This window comes from Streptomyces thioluteus (genome assembly GCF_039535865.1).
Map to the genome: position 1 here is coordinate 15545 of NZ_BAAAXZ010000079.1, position 21466 is coordinate 37010.

10 protein-coding genes and 9 pseudogenes are annotated in these 21466 nt (G+C 73.3%); 6 read left to right on the top strand and 13 right to left on the bottom strand.

Going from position 1 to position 21466, the window contains the following annotated elements; all coding sequences use genetic code 11:
• Positions 1-314 precede the first annotated feature (314 nt).
• Both ABD794_RS10265 and ABD794_RS10270 read left to right on the top strand, forming a co-directional pair.
• A pseudogene (locus ABD794_RS10265) lies at positions 315-440 on the top strand (dihydropteroate synthase); the annotation flags it as partial.
• A gap of 106 nt (positions 441-546) precedes the next feature.
• Positions 547-1236, top strand: a pseudogene (locus tag ABD794_RS10270) (dihydropteroate synthase).
• Here ABD794_RS10270 and ABD794_RS10275 read toward each other — a convergent pair.
• Together ABD794_RS10275 and dapE are read right to left on the bottom strand one after the other, a co-directional pair.
• Positions 1220-1963, bottom strand: a pseudogene (locus tag ABD794_RS10275) (LOG family protein); the annotation flags it as partial. The pseudogenes ABD794_RS10270 and ABD794_RS10275 overlap by 17 nt on opposite strands.
• Positions 1964-2043: 80 nt before the next feature.
• A pseudogene (dapE, locus tag ABD794_RS10280) lies at positions 2044-3125 on the bottom strand (succinyl-diaminopimelate desuccinylase).
• Between the two features lie 112 nt (positions 3126-3237).
• Between dapE and ABD794_RS10285 the strand changes: the two are divergent.
• A complete protein-coding gene (locus ABD794_RS10285) occupies positions 3238-4170 on the top strand; it encodes a VldE C-terminal domain-containing protein (RefSeq protein WP_344962530.1) in 933 nt (310 codons plus the stop codon).
• 179 nt (positions 4171-4349) lie between these two features.
• Here ABD794_RS10285 and dapC read toward each other — a convergent pair whose 3' ends face one another.
• A complete protein-coding gene (gene dapC, locus ABD794_RS10290) occupies positions 4350-6080 on the bottom strand; it encodes a succinyldiaminopimelate transaminase (protein ID WP_344962532.1) in 1731 nt (576 codons plus the stop codon).
• A 121-nt stretch (positions 6081-6201) separates the two neighbouring features.
• Positions 6202-6535, bottom strand: a pseudogene (gene fdxA / locus ABD794_RS10295) (ferredoxin).
• A 179-nt stretch (positions 6536-6714) separates the two neighbouring features.
• Between fdxA and ABD794_RS10300 the strand changes: the two are divergent.
• On the top strand, positions 6715-7104 hold the full coding sequence (locus ABD794_RS10300) for a hypothetical protein (protein WP_344962533.1): 390 nt from the start codon (positions 6715-6717) through the stop codon (positions 7102-7104).
• 589 nt (positions 7105-7693) lie between these two features.
• Positions 7694-8539: pseudogene (locus ABD794_RS10305) on the top strand (transglutaminase family protein).
• 24 nt (positions 8540-8563) lie between these two features.
• Here the strand turns inward: ABD794_RS10305 and ABD794_RS10310 are convergent.
• The 9 genes and pseudogenes from ABD794_RS10310 to ABD794_RS10355 form a co-directional block, all read right to left on the bottom strand.
• Positions 8564-10165, bottom strand: coding sequence for an IS1634 family transposase (locus ABD794_RS10310; protein ID WP_344961949.1), 1602 nt, complete (start codon positions 10163-10165; stop codon positions 8564-8566).
• A 294-nt stretch (positions 10166-10459) separates the two neighbouring features.
• Positions 10460-11065: a response regulator gene (locus tag ABD794_RS10315; RefSeq protein WP_344962565.1), complete on the bottom strand. Its 606-nt coding sequence runs from the start codon at positions 11063-11065 to the stop codon at positions 10460-10462.
• A gap of 39 nt (positions 11066-11104) precedes the next feature.
• Positions 11105-12247, bottom strand: a pseudogene (locus tag ABD794_RS10320) (sensor histidine kinase).
• A gap of 60 nt (positions 12248-12307) precedes the next feature.
• A pseudogene (locus ABD794_RS10330) lies at positions 12308-13051 on the bottom strand (ABC transporter permease).
• Between the two features lie 91 nt (positions 13052-13142).
• Positions 13143-14099: an ABC transporter ATP-binding protein gene (locus ABD794_RS10335; protein WP_344962539.1), complete on the bottom strand. Its 957-nt coding sequence runs from the start codon at positions 14097-14099 to the stop codon at positions 13143-13145.
• Between the two features lie 217 nt (positions 14100-14316).
• Complete coding sequence (locus tag ABD794_RS10340) at positions 14317-17031, bottom strand: mediator complex subunit 15 domain-containing protein (RefSeq protein ID WP_344962540.1); 2715 nt, start codon at positions 17029-17031, stop codon at positions 14317-14319.
• 230 nt (positions 17032-17261) lie between these two features.
• Positions 17262-17645, bottom strand: coding sequence for a DUF6113 family protein (locus ABD794_RS10345; RefSeq protein WP_344962542.1), 384 nt, complete (start codon positions 17643-17645; stop codon positions 17262-17264).
• Positions 17639-18616, bottom strand: a complete 978-nt coding sequence (gene mshB, locus ABD794_RS10350) for an N-acetyl-1-D-myo-inositol-2-amino-2-deoxy-alpha-D-glucopyranoside deacetylase (protein WP_344962543.1) — start codon at positions 18614-18616, stop codon at positions 17639-17641. The genes ABD794_RS10345 and mshB overlap by 7 nt, the downstream gene beginning before the upstream one ends.
• Positions 18617-18712: 96 nt before the next feature.
• Positions 18713-18907: a hypothetical protein gene (locus tag ABD794_RS10355; protein ID WP_344962544.1), complete on the bottom strand. Its 195-nt coding sequence runs from the start codon at positions 18905-18907 to the stop codon at positions 18713-18715.
• A gap of 229 nt (positions 18908-19136) precedes the next feature.
• Between ABD794_RS10355 and ABD794_RS10360 the strand changes: the two are divergent.
• A pseudogene (locus ABD794_RS10360) lies at positions 19137-21330 on the top strand (S9 family peptidase).
• The last annotated feature ends 136 nt before the right edge of the window (positions 21331-21466 follow it).

Genomic DNA, 21466 nt, shown 5'->3' on the forward strand with positions numbered 1-21466 from the left:
GGGCGTCGACGTCGGCGCGGGCCAGCGGGCGCCCGTCGGGCAGTGGCCAGGCGATCCGGTCGGGTTCTGCCTCGGGCAGCACGCCGCCCCTGCCGCCCAGCACCGCGAGCGTGACCGCGGCCACCACCACGATCAGCGCGATGAGCAAGAACCAGAACACGGCGCTCCCCAACAGTTCTCCGACATCCGATCCGTCCACCCCGATCGTGCCATGCCGCACTGACAGTTAAGGTCACTGCTGACCACGGAGAAGGAGTGCGGGAAATGCTGCGGCTGGGGAACGACGCGAGTTCGACGCTCACGAACCGGTGATCATGGCGATCGTCAACCGGACGCCGGATTCCTTCTACGACCAGGGCGCCACCTTCCAGGACGAACCGGCACTGGCCCGGGTCGAACAGGCCGTCGCGGAGGGCGCCGCGATCATCGACATCGGCGGGGTGAAGGCCGGCCCCGGCGAGGAGGTGACGGCGGCGGAGGAGGCGCGGCGGACCGTCGGGGTTCGTCGCGGAGGTGCGCCGCCGCCACCCGGACGTGGTGATCAGCGTGGACACCTGGCGGCACGAGGTCGGCGAGGCGGTCTGCGAGGCCGGGCGCGGACGTGCTCAACGACGCGTGGGGCCGGCGTGGGACCCCCGGCTGGCCGAGGTCGCCGCCCGCTACGGGGCCGGTCTGGTCTGCACCCACGCGGGCGGCGTGGAGCCCGCGGACCCCGTCCGCACCGGGACGGAGTCACGAGGGACGTGATGGCCGACGTCCTGCGGGTGGACCCTGGGCCTGGCCGAACGGGCCGTGGCCCTGGGGGTGCGCCGCGACGGCATCATGATCGACCCGGGTCACGACTTCGGGAAGAACACCCGGCACTCGCTGGAGGCGACCCGGCGGCTGGACGAAATGACCGCCACGGGCTGGCCCCGTCCTGGTCTCGCTGTCGAACAAGGACTTCGTGGGCGAGACGCTGGGACCGGCCGCGGTCAAGGAGCGGGGTCGTCGGCACCCTGGCGACCACGGCGGTCTCGGCCTGGCTGGGCGCCCAGGTCTACCGGGTGCACGAGGTCGCGGAGACGAGGCAGGTGCCTGGACATGGTGGCCTCCATCGCCCGGCCACCGCCCGCCCGCGGTGGCCCGGAGGGGCCTGGCCTGACCCGCGGAACCAGCACACGGCGCAGGCCCGTGGGCCGGGCCGCGCCCCGGCCCCTCCGGGCCCGCGGCCGTCAGCCCCGGCCTCCTTGGTGACCAGCCCGATCGCCTCTTCCACGTCGTCGGTGAGGTGGAAGAGCTGGAGGTCATGGGCGCTGACCTTCCCCTGGGCGACCAGCGTCTCCTCGATCCAGCCCACCAGCCCGCTCCAGTACGCGGAGCACGAACAGCACGATGGGGAACCGCGTCACCTTCTTGGTCTGCACCAGGGTGAGCGCCTCGAACAGCTCGTCCAGCGTGCCCAGTCCGCCCGGCAGCACCACGAAGCCGCTCGCGTACTTCACGAACATCGTCTTGCGGACGAAGAAGTAGCGGAAGTCCACCCCGAGGTTCACATAGGGGTTGATGCCCTGCTCGAAGGGCAGCTCGATGCCGAGGCCGACGGAGACGCCCCCGGCCTCCATGGCCCCCCTTTGTTGGCGGCCTCCATCGCCCCGGGCCCGCCACCGGTGATGACCGCGAAGCCCGCCTCGACCAGGCCGCGCCCGATGGCCACGGCGGCCTCGTACTCGGGGCTGTCCCGCTGGTGCGCGCGGAGCCGAACACGCTGATCGCGGGCGGGAGTTCGGGCCAGCGCGCCGAAGCCCTCGACGAACTCGGACTGGATGCGCATCACCCGGAACGGGTCCTCGTGCACCCAGTCCGCCGTGCCCCGGGTGTCCAGCAGGTGCTGGTCCGTGGTCCCCTGCTGCATCTGGCCGTGCCGCCGCAGCACCGGTCCCCGGCGCTGCTCCCGCCTGCGCGCTCCTTCGGAATTGACCATTCCGTGCTCCCTCCGCTGCCGTTGGTGCAGTTCAGCGTAGGCTGCCCACGCTCCGCGCGATCACGCTGCGAGGAACGCGATCACGCCGTGAGCCAGCTGCGCAGCCGTTCCTCGCAGTGCAGGACCTGCTCGACGGCCACGTGCTCGTCGCGGCTTGTTGGGCGTACAGGGGGTCGCCGGGGCCGTAGTTGACCGCGGGCACCCCGAGGGCGCTGAAGCGGGAGACGTCCGTCCAGCCGAACTTGGGCCGCGCCGTGCCGCCGACGGCCGCCATGAAGGCCGCCGCGGCCGGGTGCGAGAGCCCGGGCAGCGCGCCGGGCGAGTGGTCGTCCACGATCACCTCGGCGACGCCGCAGCCCTCGAAGACCTCGCGGACGTGCGCGAGCGCCTCCTCCTGCGTACGGTCCGGCGCGTAGCGGAAGTTCACCGTCACGGCGCACTCGTCCGGAATGACGTTGCCCGCCACCCCGCCGGAGATCCGCACGGCGTTGAGCCCCTCGCGGTACTCCAGGCCGTCGATGACGGGCCGTCGGGGCTCGTAGGCGGCCAGCCGGGCCAGGATCGGCGCGGCGGCGTGGATCGCGTTGGACCCCATCCAGCTCCGCGCGGAGTGCGCGCGCTCGCCCTCGGTCCTCAGGATCACCCGCAGGGTGCCCTGGCAGCCGCCCTCGACCTCGCCGTCGGAGGGCTCCAGCAGGACCGCGAAGTCGCCCGCCAGCCAGTCGGGATGGGCCTCGGCGACGTGCCCGAGGCCGTTGAGGTGGGCGGCGACCTCCTCGTTGTCGTAGAAGACGAAGGTCAGGTCGCGGTTGGGGGCCGGCACGGTCGCGGCGATGCGCAGCTGCACGGCGACGCCGGACTTCATGTCACTGGTGCCGCAGCCCCACAGCACGCCCTTGTCGTCCAGCCGGGACGGCACGTTGTCGGCGATGGGCACGGTGTCGATGTGACCGGCGAGGACGACGCGCTCGGCGCGGCCGAGGTTCGTGCGGGCGACGACGTTGTTGCCGTGCCGGTCCACCGTCAGGTGCGGCAGCGCGCGGAGCGCCCGCTCGATCGCGTCGGCGAGCGGGCCCTCGCTACCGCTGACCGAGGGGAAGTCGACGAGTTGCGCGGTCAGGGCGGCGGCGTCGAGGGACAGGTCGAGTGCGGCATGCTCCATACAGGCGACTTTAACCCCTGCCTCCGACACCGGCCCCGTCCGTGCGAACGCCCCGAACCGGCGCCCGGTCGGGGAACGGCAGTCCGTCCGCTCCGTCAAGTAACGTGGGCGCATGTCCCCGATCTTCCCTGTCCGCCGCGGGCGGCTGCTGCGCATCGGGGCCGCCTGTGCCGTGCTGCTGGCGCTGATCGGCTACCTGGTCGCGTACTTCGTCACGGGTGGTCCGGGAGCCCCGCGCTGTACGGCGAGCGCGGACGGGGAGTCGTACTCGCTCGATCCCGAACAGGCGGGGAACGCCTCGACGATCACCGCCGTGGGCACCTCGCGCGGGCTGCCCGAGCGGGCGGTGACCATCGCCCTGGCGACCGCGATGCAGGAGTCGGGGCTGCGCAACATCCACCACGGCGACCGCGATTCGCTGGGCCTCTTCCAGCAGCGGCCGACCCAGGGCTGGGGCACCGCCCGGCAGATCACCGATCCGGTGTACGCGGCGGGCGCGTTCTACGACCACCTCGTCCGGGTGCCGGGATATTCGCGGCTTCCGTTGACGGTCGCGGCCCAGCGGGTGCAGCGCAGCGGCTTCCCGCAGGCGTACGCGAAGCACGAGCCGGGAGCGTCGTTGCTCGCGGCGGCGCTGAGCGGGCGGGCGCCTGCCGCGTTCAGCTGTTCGACCAGCCCGAGCGACGGCAAGCCCGGGGATCCGGCGGCCGTACGGGCCGGGCTGCGGCGGGACTTCGGCCCGTCCGTCCTGCCGGCCACCGGGGTGTCCGGCGGCGGGAAGAGCGGGAAGAAGGGCGACGCGTCGCCCCGCACCGTCTCCGTCCCGCCCCGTCCGGTGCCCACCACGGCGACGGACAACGGGCCGCGGCGGCGCGGCTGGGAGCTGGCCTCCTGGGCCGTGGCGCACGCCGCCGAACTGCGCGTCGAGCGCGTCTCCTTCGACGGCCGGGTGTGGACCGCGGAGAACTCGCGGGACGGCTGGCGGCGGGGTGCGGGCCAGACCGACGAGGGCCCGGTCGCGGTGCGGATCACGACCGCTCAGTAGTACGACGGCACCCCCTCCCGGGGCATCCGCCGGAACCGGAGGTTGCCGCGTGTGGCCCCTGGGACGGCACCGCACCCCGATCCCCCGAACCATCACGGCATCCCTGATGAACAAAGGGTTGTCGGCTTTTCCGGCGCCTCAACCGCCGGTCCGGTTCACCCGATTGTTCATAGATCGGATCATGCGACGCATTGCCAACTCTTTACATTGGGGCACCGCAACCTTCCTCGGGCTCGGGCGGTAGTCACAGCGTCCGCACGCCGGACAGCAACCGACTTCACCTCCGTCGAAGGAGCAACATGTCCCTCCCCCTCACGCGCCGGATCGCCCAGGCCGCCCTCCTCGTCGCGGCGGGCGCCGCCTCCGCGGTCGGCGCCGCCGGTGCGGCCAACGCGGACGCCCTCAAGGCCCCCGACGCCCTCGGCGCGGTGAGCATGGCGGACGGCGCGCAGCTGGGCAACAAGGTCGACGCGGTCTCCCACCAGGCCGGCGCGATGACGATGGACACCGGGCACAAGGCCGTGGACGCCACCGGCCAGGCGCTGCACGCCACGGGCAAGGCCACCAAGAGCGCCGTGCAGACCACCCAGCACACCACGGGCCAGCTCGCGGGCCAGGCGGGCCACACGGTCGGCGGCGCCGCGCAGGGTGTGGCCAAGAGCGGCGGCAAGGGCCTGCCCACCGACAGCCTGCCGGCCGGCAACGTCACCAAGGCGCTGCCGAACCTCGGCGGCTGAACCGGCGGTCCACCGCAGCAGCCCGGCGTGCGAGGGCCCGGGAGGAGATCCTCCCGGGCCCTCGCGTACGCCTAGCGGGCCAGGCGCCGGACCGCCGCCTCCACCCGCTCGTCGGTGGCGGTGAAGGCGATCCGCACGAAGCGGTCGCCCGCGGCGCCGTAGAAGTCGCCCCGGCGCGACGAGGATGCCGAGCTCGGCCAGCGCGCCGACGGTGTCCCAGCACGGCTCGTCCCGCGTGGCCCACAGGTACAGCGACGCCTCGCTGTGCTCGATGCGGAAGCCGGCGCCCTCGAAGGCCGCCCGCAGCGCGGCCCGGCGGTGGGCGTAGCGGGCGCGCGCTGCTCGGTGACGTGCGCGGTGTCGCCGAGGGCGGCCACGGTGGCCGCCTGCACCGGGGCGGCGACCATCATGCCGCCGTGCTTGCGGATCTGGAGCAGCTCGCCCAGGACGGGCGGCGTCACCGGCGAGGAACGCAGCGCGGTAGCCCGCCAGGTTGGAGCGCTTGGACAGCGAGTGGACGGCGACGATCCCCTCGAACGAGCCGCCGCAGACGTCCGGGTGGAGCACCGAGACGGGCTCGGTCTCCCAGCCCAGTTCCAGGTAGCACTCGTCGCTGAAGACGAGGACGCCGTGCTCGCGCGCCCAGGCGACGGTGCGCCGCAGCTCCTCGGCGGACAGGACGCGACCGGTCGGGTTCGACGGGGAGTTGAGCCAGAGCAGCTTGAGGCCCGTGGGGTCGAGGTCGGTCGGCTCGTCGTAGACGACGGGCTCGGTGCCGGCGAGGCGGGCGCCGACCTCGTAGGTCGGGTAGGCGAGGCGCGGGTAGGCGACCTTGTCGCCGGGGCCCAGCCCGAGCTGGGTGGGCAGCCAGGCCACCAGCTCCTTGGAGCCGACGACGGGCAGCACGTTGGTGTGCTCGACGCCCTTGGCGCCCAGCCGGCGCTCCACCCAGCCGGTGAGGGCGTCGCGCAGCGCGGGCGTGCCCCACACCGTGGGGTAGCCGGGGCTGTCGGCGGCGTCGGCCAGGGCACGCCGGACGAGCGCGGGCACGGGATCCACCGGGGTGCCGACGGAGAGGTCGACGATGCCGTCCGGGTGGGCGGCTGCGGTGGCCTTGTAGGGCTCCAGGCGGTCCCAGGGAAAGACGGGGAGACGGGAGGAGACTGCGCTCACGCTGGACGGCTCGCTCTCTTGCACGGGGGGGGTCCGGTAGGGGACGCGGGGGCGGGAATGCCGCGGCCCCCGTACGGCGGCGAGGGCTGTACGGGGCCGGGTGCGGTGCCTAGCGGCAGCCTCACTGGTGGTCCTGGTTCTGCGGAGGGCCAGCTCGGCGATGAAGGGGGTGGTCGCGCTCGATCAGCCCGAGCTTGGAAGCGCCACCGGGCGAGCCGACTCGTCGAAGAACTCGACGTTTCGCCTTGTAGTAGTCCTTCCACTCGTCCGGGGTGTCGTCCTCGTAGAAGATCGCCTCGACCGGGCAGACCGGCTCCACAGGCACCCGCAGTCGACGCATTCGTCCGGGTGGATGTACAAGGACCGGGAGCCCTCGTAGATGCAGTCGACGGGGCACTCCTCGATGCACGCTTGTCCTTCAAGTCGACACAAGGCTGCGCGATGACGTAGGTCACGCTGTCGTTCCTCCTCGGTAGGGGTCATCTTGCGCGGGTGAGCGCGGCGTCGTCGATGCCACACCTAGTATCTCCGTTCCGGAGCACTTGACGAACAGGAGGGGCAGGGAGAGCTGTGGAATTCACCACGGGCGGGCGGCGCTGGAGATCCGGATTAACTCGGTGATGTGGGGAAGAGGGTGTCAATTCGCGCCCTCAACGACCGTACGCGGTCCCCCGAACGGTTCACCGACACGGTCGGGATCCTCGACTCCTGGGCGGACGGCGTGCTGTGCGTCACACGCCGCAACGGGGAGACCCGTACGGATCCGCGGAGGACGCGGTGGAGTCGCGGCAAGGTCGTGCCGATGACCCCCGCCCGGCGCCGCGGGCCCGCCGCCGGCGTGCGCGAGCTCCAGGAGACGGCCTCCCGCGGCTGGCCCGCTCCGGAGACCGGCAGGCTGGGCGGCTGGACGCTCCGGCCGCCGGCGCGGCTTCACCGCCCGCGCCAACTCGGTCCTGCCGCTGGGCTGATTCCGGGGCTGCCGCTGCCGCCGCGCTGGACGGTGTCACCGCCTGGTACGCGCTGAGCGCGGCGGCTCGCCCGCGCGCGGGTCCAGGTCACCACCGGCGACCCGACGGCGGACCGGCGGCCTGGACGACGAGCTGGCCGACCCGCGGGCTGACCGAGGAGCCGGGCCGCCCTGATGCGGACGGCCGCGCTGGCCCGATCGCCGACACGGACGCCGACACGGGACCGCGGTGCGGCTGAGCCGGGAGCCCGACCGACGCCTGGCTCGACGCGTACGGGCGGACCGCGGAGACGCGACCGCGGCGCGGGCCGTCCTGACGGGCGGGCCGTCGGTGTGGTTCGCGCGCGCGTGCCCGGGGCCACGGCCATAGCCCGGTGCGTGATCGACGGCCGTGTGGCGCCGGCTTCGCCGCGCTGGAGGTCGGCCGCAGCACCGCCGGCAGGCGCTGGCGACGCTGCTGACTGGCCCGGCTGGCCCCGGCAGGCCCCTGGACGAGGGGCGCCTCGGCCGCGTACCTCCAGGTCGAGCGGGACAAACACGGGCGCGGACCTGCGCTCTACGAACAGCTCGGCTCACCACGCACCACGCCTATCAACTACCGTCGCGAGCCAGGACGTTGAGCGCCCGTCCGCACACCATAGCAGGCATGACCGACACCACGGCCGCGCGCCGGTTCGCCGAGGAGGGCCCGCGAGGAACGGCCCGACCTGGCGCTGCTGTGCCTGCTGATCGCCGCCGAGGCGGATCCCGGGGCTGGACGAGGCGGGGCTTCGACGCCGTGCAGATCGAGACTCGACGACCTCGCCCGGGCAGCTGCCCGCGCTCCGGCCGGCACGCGGCGACCGCGGCTGTGGGCCGAGCACTGGCCGACCTGCTCGGGCGTGCGGTACGGCTTCCCGGCTCGCGCGCCCGCCGACTACCGGCGGCTGGAGTCCATCGCTGCTCGACGAGGTCCTGCACGGCGCCGGCGGGGGCTGCCGATCCTGCTGTCGGTGGTGTGGCTGGAGGTGGCCCGGCGGCCGGGCCCCCGCCTACGGGGTGGCCCTGCCCGGCCACTTCGTCGTCGGCTTGCGGCGGACCGTACGGGCAGCACGCGCTCGCCGACCCCTTCGACGGCGGCCGGACGATCTCCGAGGAGGAGGCCGGTCTCCTGGTCGCCGGCGCGACCGGCACGCCGCTGTCGGCGGCGGCGTTCTCCCCCGCGGAACCGCTGGAGATCGTGCTGCGCGTCCTCAACAACATCCGCGCCTGGGCCGCCGCGCGGCCCGAGCGGAGCGGGGTGCAGCTCTGGGCCGTCGAGCTGTCCCTGCTCCTGCCGAGCCATCCGGCACGGTTGCGCTACGAGCGGGCGGAGCTGCTCGTGGAGCGCGGGGAGTTCGCGCGGGGGGCGCGGGAGCTGGAGGAGTACGCGGAGGTCATCGCGCCGGTGGAGCCGGACACGGCGGAGACGGTGCGCCACCAGGCGCGGGCGGCGCGGGCGTTGCTGAACTAGGCCCGTACTTCGCGGGTCGCTGATTTAGGTCTGTGGCCAGCGGGTTTGTGCGATGTCGGTGTCGAGTAGGTCGAGGAGGTGGAGTTGGACGCCGCGGTTGATCTGGACGGTTGGCGGGTCGGTGACGTTGCCGATCCGCAGGGTGAGTTCGCCGAGGTGGTAGAGGATCATCCGGCCGGTGGGGCGGACGCGGCGGTTGTCCGGGTAGAGGCCGGCCATGGTCTCGTCGGGGCCCAGAGCGCGTCTGACCTGTCGCTCGATCAGGCAGAAGACCAGCAGGGCCAGGCAGATCACCTGGATCAGCGCGGCGACGCGCCGGTTGTGCTGCACGAAGACCGGTGCGACCGCGAGGGGGCCCTTGAAGTCGTGGTAACGCCGTTCGACTGCGCCCTGGCCCTTGTAATGGATCAGTACCCGGGCCGGGCCGGCCTTCTCGGTCGGGACGCTGGTGATGAGCGCGTACCAGCCGTCGACGGCTGCCTCGGCCTCCAGCACGTCCTGGTCGAAGTGCCAGGCAAGACCGGGGGTGCCGTGCTCGTCCTCGGTGATCTGCCAGCGCAGGCAGGAGGTGACGCGGCGTTTGGCCGTGACGACACCGATCCGGGCGACGATCTTCTCCCGGGTCTTGTAGTGCCGTCCGCCCGCTGCGGCGGTGAGCTTGTCGAGGTCTTCGGCGGCCTTGGCCAGTCGTTTGGCCCGGGCCGCCCGCTGGCCGGCCGCAACCGCGGTGGAATGGACCAGGATCCGGCGCACCGTGAGCGCCGGGTCGCTCTTGCGGCGGCCGGTCAGCGTGTGGGTGTCCTCCAGGACCCGGTAGGTCTCCCGTTCCGCCTCGGGTTTCCTCTCGTCCCGCCCGGGCACCCAGTCGACGGGCTCGGCCCGCTCAGGGTCCAGGGCCGCGTAGACCTCGTCCTTGATCTGCGCGGCCGGGACGGGCGCGATGAACTCCACCCCGGCCTGAAGCAGGGCGGTGATGTTGGGGTAGGACACCAGCTTGGAGTCGGCGACCATCAGAAAGGTGTTGGTGCCGGCCATCGCCCGCAGGTCCTTCATCGCTCCGACGACCTGGCTGACCTCGGCCGCGGCGCCGTCGAAGACCCGGGAGTGGACGGGGATACCGCCGTCGGCGGACACAGCGAGCCCGGCCTGGACCTGTTTCAAATCCAGGCGCCGGTCCTTGGGATGCCCGTTGCAGGCGATGAGCGGGTACCGCTCGTCCTGGTCCTCGGCAGGGAAGGCGCCGTGGACGGACATGCTGGTCATGTCCCAGTGCAGCCGCGAGACGTCGATCCCGAACTCGGTGATCGCCCGAGCCCCGACCGTGCCCGCGATGACCTCCAGCTTCGGAGCGATCGCGTCCAGCGCGCGGGCCAGGCGGTCGTCGTTGAGGAGGTCCGGCGTGATGCCGAAGACTTCCTCCACCGCCCAGGTGCGGGCCCAGTCCCCGACCCGCACCAGTGGTGCGGGCGAGGTCAGCCGGTTGGCCACCAGCGCCTCGATGACCTGCCCGTGCGTCAGATGTGCGCTCGCACCGCCTGGACACACCTCATCGACGACCCCGGCGACATCCAGCCGGCGCAGAAACTCGGCAGCGACAGGCAGAGCGCCCAGACGCTTTTCCACCACGGACGTCACCACAACTTCAAGGCGCTGACGCTGAGACCGTGGCCGCGGGGACCGGGAAGTCATCGACACATCCGGACCAACGCGATACAACCGGCCCGGGACACTCCCGGACCGGTCACACCATACGAATCAACGACCCGCGAAGTTCGGGACTAGGGCGCTCCGCGTGGGCAACGCGGCTGCGCCGCGTTCGTCCTCAAACGCCGGACGGGCTGAATAGCCCGTCCGGCGTTTGAGGACAGCGCGCGCAGCGTGCTGCTGCGGAAACGGCGAAAGGGCGGGCCAGGGGCAAACTCACAACCACCCCTTCTCCCGCGCTATGCGGACCGCCTCCGCCCTGTTCCGCGCCCCCGTCTTCTGGATGACCGTGGACAGATAGTTCCGGACCGTCCCGGGCGAGAGGCACAACGCCCGCGCGACCTCCGCGTTCGTCGAACCGTCCGCCGACGCCCGCAGCACCGCCCGCTCCCGCTCCGTCAGCGGACTCGCTCCTTCCGCCAGGGCCGCCGCCGCCAGCGTCGGGTCGATGACCCGCTCCCCGCGGAGCACCCTCCGCACCGCGTCCGCCAGTTGGGCCGCCGGCGCGTCCTTGACCAGGAAGGCGGAGGCCCCGGCCTCCATCGCGCGGCGCAGATAGCCGGGGCGGCCGAAGGTCGTGAGGATGACGACCTTCACGCCGGGGAGTTCGCGGCCGAGCAGCCCCGCCGCGTCCAGCCCCGTCAGCCCGGGCATCTCGATGTCGAGCAGCGCGACGTTCACACCGGCCGCGCGCGCCGCGTCCACCACCTCGTCCCCTCGGGCGACCTGGGCGACGACCTCGATGTCCGGTTCGAGGCCGAGCAGCGCGGCCAGGGCCTCGCGGACCATGGACTGGTCCTCGGCGAGGAGAACGCGAATGATGTTGGTCGTCGTCACCGCATCAGGGTAGGTCCTGACCGGCTACGCCACCGATTCCGTGCGGCGGCTCAGCGGCACGTACGCCCGCAGCCGGAAGCCGCCTCCCGGCGCCCGGCCGGTCACCAGGCGGCCGTCCGCGGAGGGCCATCCGTTCGGTCAGGCCCGTCAGGCCGTTGCCGTGGGGCCCCTCGGGGCCACGGCCGTCGTCGCTGACGGTCAGGCAGAGCTCGTCGTCGGCCTCCGACAGCGCGATCTCGCACCGGCTCGCGCCGCTGTGCCGGACGATGTTGGTGACGGCCTCGCGCAGCGCCCAGGCGAGCGCCCCCTCCGCGTCCGGCCCGAGGTCCGGGTGGCGGCCGGCCGCACCGCCCAGGTCGGCGGTGACGCCCGCGGCGGCCAGTGCGGTGCGGGCACCGGCCAGTTCGCCGTCGAGCGTGGGCCGGCGGAAGCCGCTGACGGCCTCCCGGACGTCGACCAGCGCCTGCCGGCCGACCCGCTCGATGTCGGCGACCTGACGGGCCGCCTGCTCGGGGTGGTCGGGGAGCATCCGGCCGGCCAGCTCGCTCTTGAGCGTGATGAGGGAGAGCGAGTGCCCCAGCAGGTCGTGCAGGTCACGGGCGAGGCGCAACCGCTCCTCGTTCGCCGCGAGGTGGGCGACCGTGGCCCGCGCCTCGCGCAGCTCGCGCATGGTGCGGCCCATCTGGACGACGGCCGTCATGGCCGCGCCGCCGAGCAGGATGGCGGTGACGACCAGGACCAGCCCGGAGTCGGCCGCGTCCCTGAGCGCGCCCAGGCCGAGGGCGGTGACGGCGACCGCCGGGATGACCCGGGCCGCCCACTTGGCCGGCAGCATCACCGCGCTGGAGATGGGAGACGTACACCAGCAGCGTCAGCCATGCCTCGCCCAGCGTCGACACCATCAGCACGGCGAGGGGCGTACAGACCGGCCAGCAGGCCGATCTGGCGGCGCGGCACCCGGTGGGCGCGCGGGCGCGGGCCGAAGAGCAGGAACAGATACACCACCACGAAGCCGACGAGCCCGCCCCAGCCGAGGGCCGTGGCGACCGTCGAGTGCCGCCCGCTCATCAGGTCGGCCACCGCGTAGAAGAGATAGGTGAGCCAGAGGACCGTCCAACACGCCTTGGCCACGACCTGCCGGCGGTTCTCCGGCTGCCTGCCGATCATGATGTAGCCGTTGTCCACGGCGTTGTCCACGGCGTCGTCCGTCCCCATGGCCCTCCGTCCTCAGTTCTTGTGGGTGTCCCGGCGGTACAGCCAGGCCGCGGCGCCCGCGAAGAGGACAAGGTAGACGACGAGGATGGTGACGTCCTTCGCCCCGGGGGCGTCACCGCGCTCGATGGCCTGGCCCAGACCGGCGTAGGCGTGCGTGGGGACGTACTCCGCGATCTTCTGGAGCCACTCGGGGAAGGCGGCGGTCGGCATCCACAGACCGCCGAGCATCGACAGGCCGAAGTAGACGACCATGACGATGGGCCGCACGGCGTCGCCCGTGGCCAGGTAGCCGATGGCCACGCCGAGCGCCGCGGAAGACGCAGCTGCCGGCCCAGATCACGGCGGCCAGGGAGCCCCACTGCCAGGCGTCGAGCCGGACGCCCTTGGCGGCCGCGGCGACGACGAAGACGACCAGGATGGACGGCAGCGACACCCACGGCGGCCGAGGCGACCTTCGCCGTCACATAGCCGCGGCCCGGCAGCGCGGTCAGGCGCAGCTGGCGCACCCCAGCCCTTCTCGCGCTCCTTGGCTATCCGCTCGGCGTTGCCGATGAGGACGGAGGTGATGGCGCCGAAGGTGGCCATGGAGACCATGTAGATGACCGGGAAGGTCAGCCCCGTGTCACCGATCTTCTCGGTGTCCTTGGAGCCGGCCGCGATCAGCAGGTACAGCGCGGCCGGGTAGAGCACCGAGAAGAACATGAACTTCTTGTTGCGCAGGGTGCGGGCGATTTCGAGCTGGATCAGGGTCTTCATCGGGGTTCGCCTTGCGGAACGCGGCCGAATACATCAGCCGGGGAGTGTCGAGGGCCGGGGGTCCGGGGGTTGTCCCCCGGGAGGATCAGCATCAGGAGGCCGACTCCTCGGCGGCCGCGGCGTCGGTGATGGCGATGAACGCCTGCTCCAGGCCCAGCCCCGCGACCTCCAGGTTGCGGGGGTAGAGGCCGAGGCCGTAGAGCGCGTGGACGGTGGCGTCGGCGTCGCGCGACTGCATGCGCACGGTGCGGCCGGAGACCTCGACGGAGGTCAGGTACGGCAGGCCGCGCAGGGCCTCCGCCGGGATCTCGCCGTCCAGGTCGAAGACGATCCGGCGGGCCCCGGCCCGCGCCTTGATCTCGGCGGCGGAACCGTCCGCGAGGACCCGGCCGCGGTGCAGCACGACCACACGGTCGGCTATCGCGTCGGCCTCCTCCAGGTAGTGGGTGGCGAAGAGGACCGCGCGGCCCGCGTCCGCCTGCCGGCGCATCGCACCCCAGAAGGTCTGACGGGCCGTCACATCCATGCCGGTGGTGGGCTCGTCGAGCACGATGAGCTCGTTCTCCCCGGCCGTCGCGAGGGCGAACCGCACCCGCTGCTCCTGGCCGCCGGAGAGCTTGTTGACCAGACGGTCGGCGATCTCGGTGATGCCGGCCTGCTCCATGACCTGCTCCGCGGAGTACGCCCGGGGGTGCAAGTCACAGGCCAGGCGCACCAGTTCGCGGACCTTCACCTCCTCCATCAGGCCGCCGCTCTGCAGCATGGCGCCCACCTTGCCCTGCTGGACGGCCTGTTGCGGCGGCATGCCGAAGAGCTCGACGACGCCGGCGTCGGGGCGGCTCAGGCCGAGCAGCAGATCCAGGGTGGAGGACTTGCCGGCGCCGTTGGGGCCGAGCAGGGCGACGGTCTCGCCCGGGTAGAGGTGCAGGTCGAGATCGGCCACGGCCCGTACCGTGCCGAAGGTCTTGCTGACGTTCGCGAAGCTGACGACGGGAGCGGCTCCCGTGCGCCGGCCGTCCCCCGTGAACGTCGTCGTGGTGATGGTCATAGGTCCATCGTGACGGACCTGATCGCGGCCGGGCAGTGTCGGCCGTCGTCGGAAGATCATGACAGATGTCATGCCCGGCGTGACAGAGGTCCCGTGTGACAGCGGTCCCGTGTGACAGAGGTCCCGCGTGACAGAGGTTCCGTACGGCAGACGTCCCGTACGGCAGAGGTCCCGTGCCGCCACCCGGCACGGGACCCCTTCGCACTGCGGCCGAGGATCAGCCCTTCGTCTTGATGACGCCCACGCGCTCCGTCGGCGTCTTGCCGCGCAGCGCCTTGCCGAGGGCGCCCGCGACGTCCTGCGGCGTGACCGGCGTCTTCGTACCGTTCCCGCGCTCGATGAGCACCCCGTTGAACTTGGTGCCGTAGAGGGACTTGAGCACGTCGAGGTTGTAGTTCTCGACAAGCTTGCCGTTGACCTCCTTGACCGACAGGATCTTCGGCAGCGAGAGCTCCGGACCGAACGGGATCGAGTGGAACGGATCCGTCTGGATCGTCACCCGCCCCGACATCGCCGGCTTGGCGAACTCCTCCATCGCCCGGTCGACCTCGGTGTTGTCCACCTTCGGCTGCTGGCTCGCGACGGGCAGGGCGACCGGCGTCTCCTTGCCCGTCTCGGCACGCTCGCGGTACGCGTCCGCGACGGCCTGGACCGCCTTGCCGGTGTCGATCCCCTGGTACGGCTTGCCGTACACGGCCACGGCCTTGCCCGGCTTGAACAGGATCGTCCCGTCCTTGGCCCCGCCGGACTCGCCCGACAGCGCCTTGAGCGCGGCCGCGACCTTCTCCTCGTCGACGATCACCGTCGGCTCGGCGCTGCGGCTGCCGCCGACGAGCGAGCCGACGACGGTGACGGGGTTGTAGTCCCGGCCGGACACCGAACGGACGGTCTCCTGGGTGTCGATGGACAGGCCCGCCACCGACGGCTTGAGCTCGGCCTGCTTGCCGCCGATCGTCACCTTCAGCGGCGCGTTCGCCCGGTTGCCGAGCTTGGCGTCGAGCTTCTGCACGGCCTGCTCCTTGGAGCTGCCGCCGATGTCGACGCCCAGCACGGTGGTGCCCTGCGGCACGTCCGAGTGGTTCATCACCAGGCCGGCGCCGTAGGCCACGCCGGCCAGGACGATCACGGCACCGGCGAGCAGGACCAGCTTGGAGCGGCCCTTCTTCTTGGGCGCCGCCTTGGGCGCGGACTTCGGGGCCGTCTTCGCGGGAGGCTTCGGCACACCGGCCGGCGCGCCCTGCGCCGCGGGCGGCGGGGGAACGGCCGGGCCCCCGCCCGCCTTGGGCTTGGGCACGGCGACGCGCGGGGCACCGGCGTCGACCGGCTTCTTCGGCCCGCCGGAGCCGGGCACCGGGGGCATCCCGCTGACCAGCGTCTCCGCGGCCGGGGCGCCGGAGCGCTGTGCCTTCGGACCGGAACCCGGCCGCTGCCCGCCCTGCGGGCCGCCCTTCGGCCCCTTCTTCTTGCCCTGCTGCGCCTTCTTCCCCTGCTGCGCGCCCGGACCGGGCGGCGGCACGACCGGGGTGCCCGCGTGCGGGGTGTCCGTACGCCCGCCGGGCTGACCGCCGACGGGGAACGGCAGCCGGGGGCCCTGCTGGCCCTGTCCCGCGCCGGGCGCGGGGAACTGCTGGGTGCTCCCGGGCGCCGGCGCCTGCGGCGGAACCCCGGTGGTCAGGGCGTCGGCCGTCCAGGGCGCGCCCGCGCCGCCCTGGCTCTGCGGGGCGGCGAAGGGGTCGCCGGGCAGAGGCATGGACGCGGTGGTGGAGGGGTCGCCGGGCAGACCGGCGGCCATGGGGTCACCCGGCATGGGGTTGGTGCCGGTGGTCGACATGCCGCCGCCCGGCAGAGGGTTGGCACCCGTCGTCGACATGCCACCGCCCGGCAGGGGCCCCTGGCCCGTCGTCCCCGGGCCGCCCTGCCACGGCGCCCCCGCCCCCGCGGCGGGGGTCTGCGGCCCGGCGAACGGGTCGTCCGGGAACGGCGTCGCGCCGGTCGTGGAGGGGTCGTGCGGGAAGTGCGGGGCGCCTCCGGCCGGCGGGGCGCCTCCGATCATCGGGCCGCCCTGCATCGGGCCACCCTGTATCGGACCGCCCTGCATCGGCGCAGTGCCGCCCATCGGCGGGCCGCCCTGGACGGGCCCCTGGCCCGGGGCCGTGCCGGCGTCGCCCGGCCAGGGCTCGGCGCGCCGGGCCGCCCGCCGGGCCCTGGCACTGCCGGGGCCTCCGCCGGGCAGGCCGCCGGCGGGACCGCCGGGGGCAGCCGGACCACCGGGGACGGCGGGGCCGCCGGAGAAGGGGGCTCCGCCCTGTCCGCCCGGCCGCGGAACGTTCGCACCTGCCATCGGATTCGCGGCGGCGGCCGGGTTCGCGGCCGTCGTCGGGTCGCCCGGCAGCGGCGGGTGCGGAGCGGCTCCGCCGCCCGCGAGGTCGCGCTGCCCGAGGTCGCGCTGCCCGAGGTCGCGCTGCCCGAGACCGGCGCCGGGCGCACCCGGCCCCTGCTGCGGCGTACGGCGCGGCAGTCCGCCAGCCGGGTTGCCACCGGGCATGGCGCCGCCAGGGACGGCACCACCGGGGACAGCGCCACCGGTGGGAGTGCCGCCGGGCGGCGTCGCGGAGGCGCCCGACGACTTGCGGGGCGCGAACCAGTCGCTGGTCTTCTCGGCCGGGCGCTCCGGCTCCGGCGCGGGTGCGGGCGCCGCGGCCGCGGGCCGCTCGCTCTCCGCGCGCGGCGCGCCGTCGGCGTCGGTCGCCTCGTCACCGACGGGCGTCCGCATGACGACCGGCGGGATGGGACGCGAGCCCGGGATGTTGATGCGGATCCGGGTCGTCAGCGTGGTCTCGGTCTTCGGCGCGTCCGATGCGCCGCCCGAGGGGTACGCGGCGCCTCCGCGCCCCTGGGGCCCGGAGGACGGACTGTCAGATTCACGGCTCAAAGCAGATTCTCCCGGTTATTCTCCGCCGCCCTCTGACCTCACTGGTGGTCGCCCATGCCCACGGTCAGGGGGGCTCGGCGGCGGCACCACCATACTGGGCACCGCGGGCGCGCACTTGACGACCGCCGCATACCCCCGGGGACCGGGAGCGCGACGTACGTCCGTGCGTCATTCACGGGCCGAGCGACATCAGGGAAAAGTCCGGCGAATCGCCGGACATTTCAGTCGTCTCACCCGTCAAGTCGGTCGACGGGGCGCCCCGGTTGCGGCTTTTTCGCGAGGGTGGCGCAGATCACAGCGATGACCATGCCGCCCAGCAGGAAGACATAGGAGCCGATCCCGGCCTCGAAAAGGAAGTCGCCCTCGGGGCGGTTGAGCGAGAGCAGCAGCACGGCGATCAGCCAGCCGATGCCGGCCGCGGCACCCCCGGACCGGCCGCCGGTCACCACCGCGCCGCCGTAGCACAGACCGGCGACGCCGAGCAGCGCGAGCAGCAACCCGCCCGGGGACCAACCCGCTTGCACCAGCGAACCGGCGACCCCGACGAGGAACCCGAGGACGACGAGGCCGAGATGGGCGGCGAGCTTCCCCGCGGTGAGCGTCCCGGTCAGCACGCGTCCTCCCCGGCACCGGAGTCCGCACCCGCACCGGCGTCCATGCCCGCACCGGAGTCCACGCCCCCGGCATCGGAGTCCAGGCCCGCGAAGAGGTCGTCCTCGCGCCCCGGTCCGCCGCCCGCCCGGCCGCGGACGAGCCGGTAGTACTCGTCGGCGAACATCGGCTGGCTCAGCGCGTTGGAGAGCCCGTAGAAGTGGCCGTCCACCACCAGCTGCGTGGCGTGCGCCCGCATCGCCGCCGCCTTCGCGGCCACGTGGGGAGCGGTGCGCGGAGCGGCCGTCACCTCCTCGTCGGGCACGACCCCCGGGACGTCGCCGAGGGCGGCGACGCCGGGGAACGGCACGGCGGCGCCCGCCGCGGCCGCCTCCCGCAGCCGGGCGAAGCCCTCCTCCACGACGGAGCGGGGCACGCAGTTCCAGTAGACCTTGGCGACCTCGTACGGGTCCCCGAGGTCCCGGCGGAAGGCCTGCTCCGCGGCCAGCTCCACCGCGCGCATCGCGACGCGGTGCGCCTGGATGTGGTCGGGGTGCCCATAGCCGCCGTCCGGGTCGTAGGTGACCAGGACCTGCGGGCGCACCTCGCGAATCACCTCAACGAGGTATGCGGCGGCCTCGTCGACGTCGGCCCGCCAGAAGCAGTTCGGGCGCTCGTTCTGCGGGGCGCCCATCATCCCGGAGTCGCGGTAGCGCCCGGCGCCGCCGAGGAACCGGTGGTCGGTGACGCCCAGCTCCTTCATCGCGGCGGCCAGTTCGCCCGTGCGGTGGCCGCCCAGGAGGTCGTCCCGGTCGGCGGCCAGATGGGCGAGGCCGGGCGGGATCACCTCGCCCTCCTCGCCGAGGGTGCAGGTCACCAGCGTGACGAGGGCGCCCTCGGAGGCGTACTTGGCCATGGTCGCGCCGTTGTTGATCGATTCGTCGTCCGGGTGCGCGTGCACCAGGAGCAGTCGGCGGCCTGGAAGGTCGGTCATGGGGACAGCCTACGAGCCGGGCGGCCCCGCCGGGGAGCCGCCCGCGACGCGCCCCGCGCTCCCGGGGCCCCCGCCAGAACGTGACGGGGCCACCCGTCAGAACTTGATGCCGCCGATCATCGCCGTGATGCTCTTGGTGAACTGGTTGAGCGTGGGCGCCACGGTCGAGCTGGCGAGGTAGAACCCCAGCAGGATGCAGATGGCGGCGTGGCCCGCTTTCAGTCCCGACTTCCGGCACAGCAGGATGACGATGATCGCCAGCAGCACCACCGCCGAAATCGAGAGTGCCACAGCGGTTCACCTCCAGGGACGCGGTCGGACGAACGGCAGGACGGACGAACGGCAGAACGGACGACGCGCGCATGCCGTGAGGCACGCGGGCGGGTCACGGAAGACTTACCCACTATGCGTGAGCGATCATAACTTTCCGCGCGCGCCCGTGACTCGGTGCACGGGAGCAAACCCGGGGCGCACGGCGACTTCTCGCCGACCCCCGGCGGCCGGGCCTAGGCTCGGCCCTATGACCGGTCAGCTCTCCTTCCCCCGCCAGTACGCCCGGACCCAGCGCTACTCGCTCGGCGCGCCACGGTCGTTCACCGTGGCGCCGGACGGCTCGCGCGTCGTCTTCCTGCGCTCCCGCTCCGGCACCGACCGCTCCCACGTGCTGTGGGTGCTCGACCTCGACGACGGCCGCACCCGCCCGGCGGCCGATCCGGACGCCCTGCTGGGCGGCGCGAGCGAGGAGTTGTCCGCCGAGGAGCGCGCGCGGCGCGAACGCACCCGGGAGGGTTCGGCGGGCATCGTGGGCTACGCGGTGGACGCCGCCTGCGAGTTGGCGGCGTTCACCCTGTCGGGCCGGCTGTACGTGGCGGAGCTGCGCGGCGGCACCACCGCCGAACTCCCCGTCCCCGGACCGGTGGCGGACCCTCGCCCGGCGCCCGACGGGCGGCACGTCGCCTACGTGGCGGACGGCGCGCTGCGCGTGGTGGCGGCCGACGGCACCGGCGACCGGATCCTGGCCCGGCCCGAAGCCTCCGGTGTGACCTGGGGACTGGCCGAGTTCGCCGCCGCCGAGGAGATGGACCGGCACCGTGGCTTCTGGTGGTCGCCGACGGGCGACGCCCTGCTCGCCGCGCGGGTGGACGACCGGCCCGTGCGGCGCTGGTGGATCGCCGACCCGGCCCATCCCGCGAGCGCCCCGGCCGAGGTCGCCTATCCGGCCGCCGGGACGCCGAACGCCGAGGTGACGCTGGCCCTGCTGGGCCTGGACGGCGCGCGCACCGACGTCGAGTGGGACCGCGCCCGCTACCCCTACCTGGCCCGCGTCCACTGGTCGGCCGGCGGCCCGCCGCTGCTGCTGGTGCAGGCGCGCGACCAGCGCACGCAGGTCTGCCTGGAGGTGAACACCGCCACCGGCGCCACCCGTGCGCTCCACACGGAGGAGGACCCGGCGAATTGGCTTGAACTGTTCCCCGGCGTGCCCGCGTGGACGCCGGACGGCCGGCTGGTCCGGGTGGCGGACGAGGGCGGGGCGCGGGCACTCGTGGTGGGCGACCGGGCCCTGACGGGGCCGGAGTTGTTCGTCCACGCGGTCCTGGACATCGGCGCCGACGACGTCCTCGTCTCCGCCTCCGCCGGACCCGCAGCCACGGACCCGGAGACCGGCGAGTCCCATGTCTACCGCGTCAACGAGCGGGGCGCCGAACGGATTTCGCGGCAGGCCGGGCGGCACTCGGCGGTGCGTTCCGGCGCCGTGACCGTCCTCGTGTCGGCCGCGGCGGACCGGCCCGGCACGGAGACGGTGGTGCTCCGCGACGGCTACACCGAGACCGACACCGACCGGAAGCCCGTCGCCACCGTGGCCTCCCTGGCGGAGACCCCGGTGCTCGCGGCCCGTCCGCGGTTCGCCCGGGCAGGGGCGCGCCACATCCCCAGCGCCGTGCTGCTGCCCACCGGTTACCGGGACGGCGACGGCCCGCTGCCCGTCCTCATGGACCCCTACGGCGGCCCGCACGGCGCCCGCGTGGTGGCCGCGCAGCAGGCCCATCTGACCTCGCAGTGGTTCGCCGACCAGGGCTTCGCGGTGATCGTCGCCGACGGCCGAGGCACCCCGCACACCTCCCCGGAATGGGTGAAGGCGGTCCGCGACGACTTCGCCGGCGCCACCCTCGACGACCAGGTCGAGGCACTGCGGGCGCTGGCCGACGCGTACCCGCTGGACCTGGACCGGGTCGCCATCCGCGGCTGGTCGTACGGCGGTTACCTCGCGGCGCTCGCCGTGCTGCGCCGTCCCGACGTGTTCCACGCGGGCATCGCGGGCGCCCCGGTGACCGACTGGCGGCTGTACGACACCCACTACACCGAGCGCTATCTGGGCCTGCCGGACGAGCAGCCGGACGTTTACGACCGCAACTCCCTCGTCACGGAACGGGGGTTGACGGACGTCGCCGACGAGCACCGGCCCCTAATGGTCATCCACGGGCTGGCCGACGACAACGTGGTCGCCGCGCACACCCTGCGGCTCTCGTCGGCGCTGCTGGCCGCCGGCCGCCCGCACGAGGTGCTGCCGCTGTCGGGGGGTCACCCACATGACCGCCGTCAGGAACAGTCGGGTGCGCCGCGAACTGCTCGCTGCGCTCCGAGGCGGACTTCTGAGCGCGGTCCAACGTGGTCAAGTCACACCCAGGAGTGACGAACGCGGGAGTGTCGACTAGGCGTGATTGTGACTGCCCTCCGGAAATCGGTACAATGCACTGCACAAACGCGAGACTCCACCTCGTACACACTCTGGTGTAGGGGCACTGACTTGACACAGTGGTGACCGCCGCTCCAAGCGGATAAGTCGACACT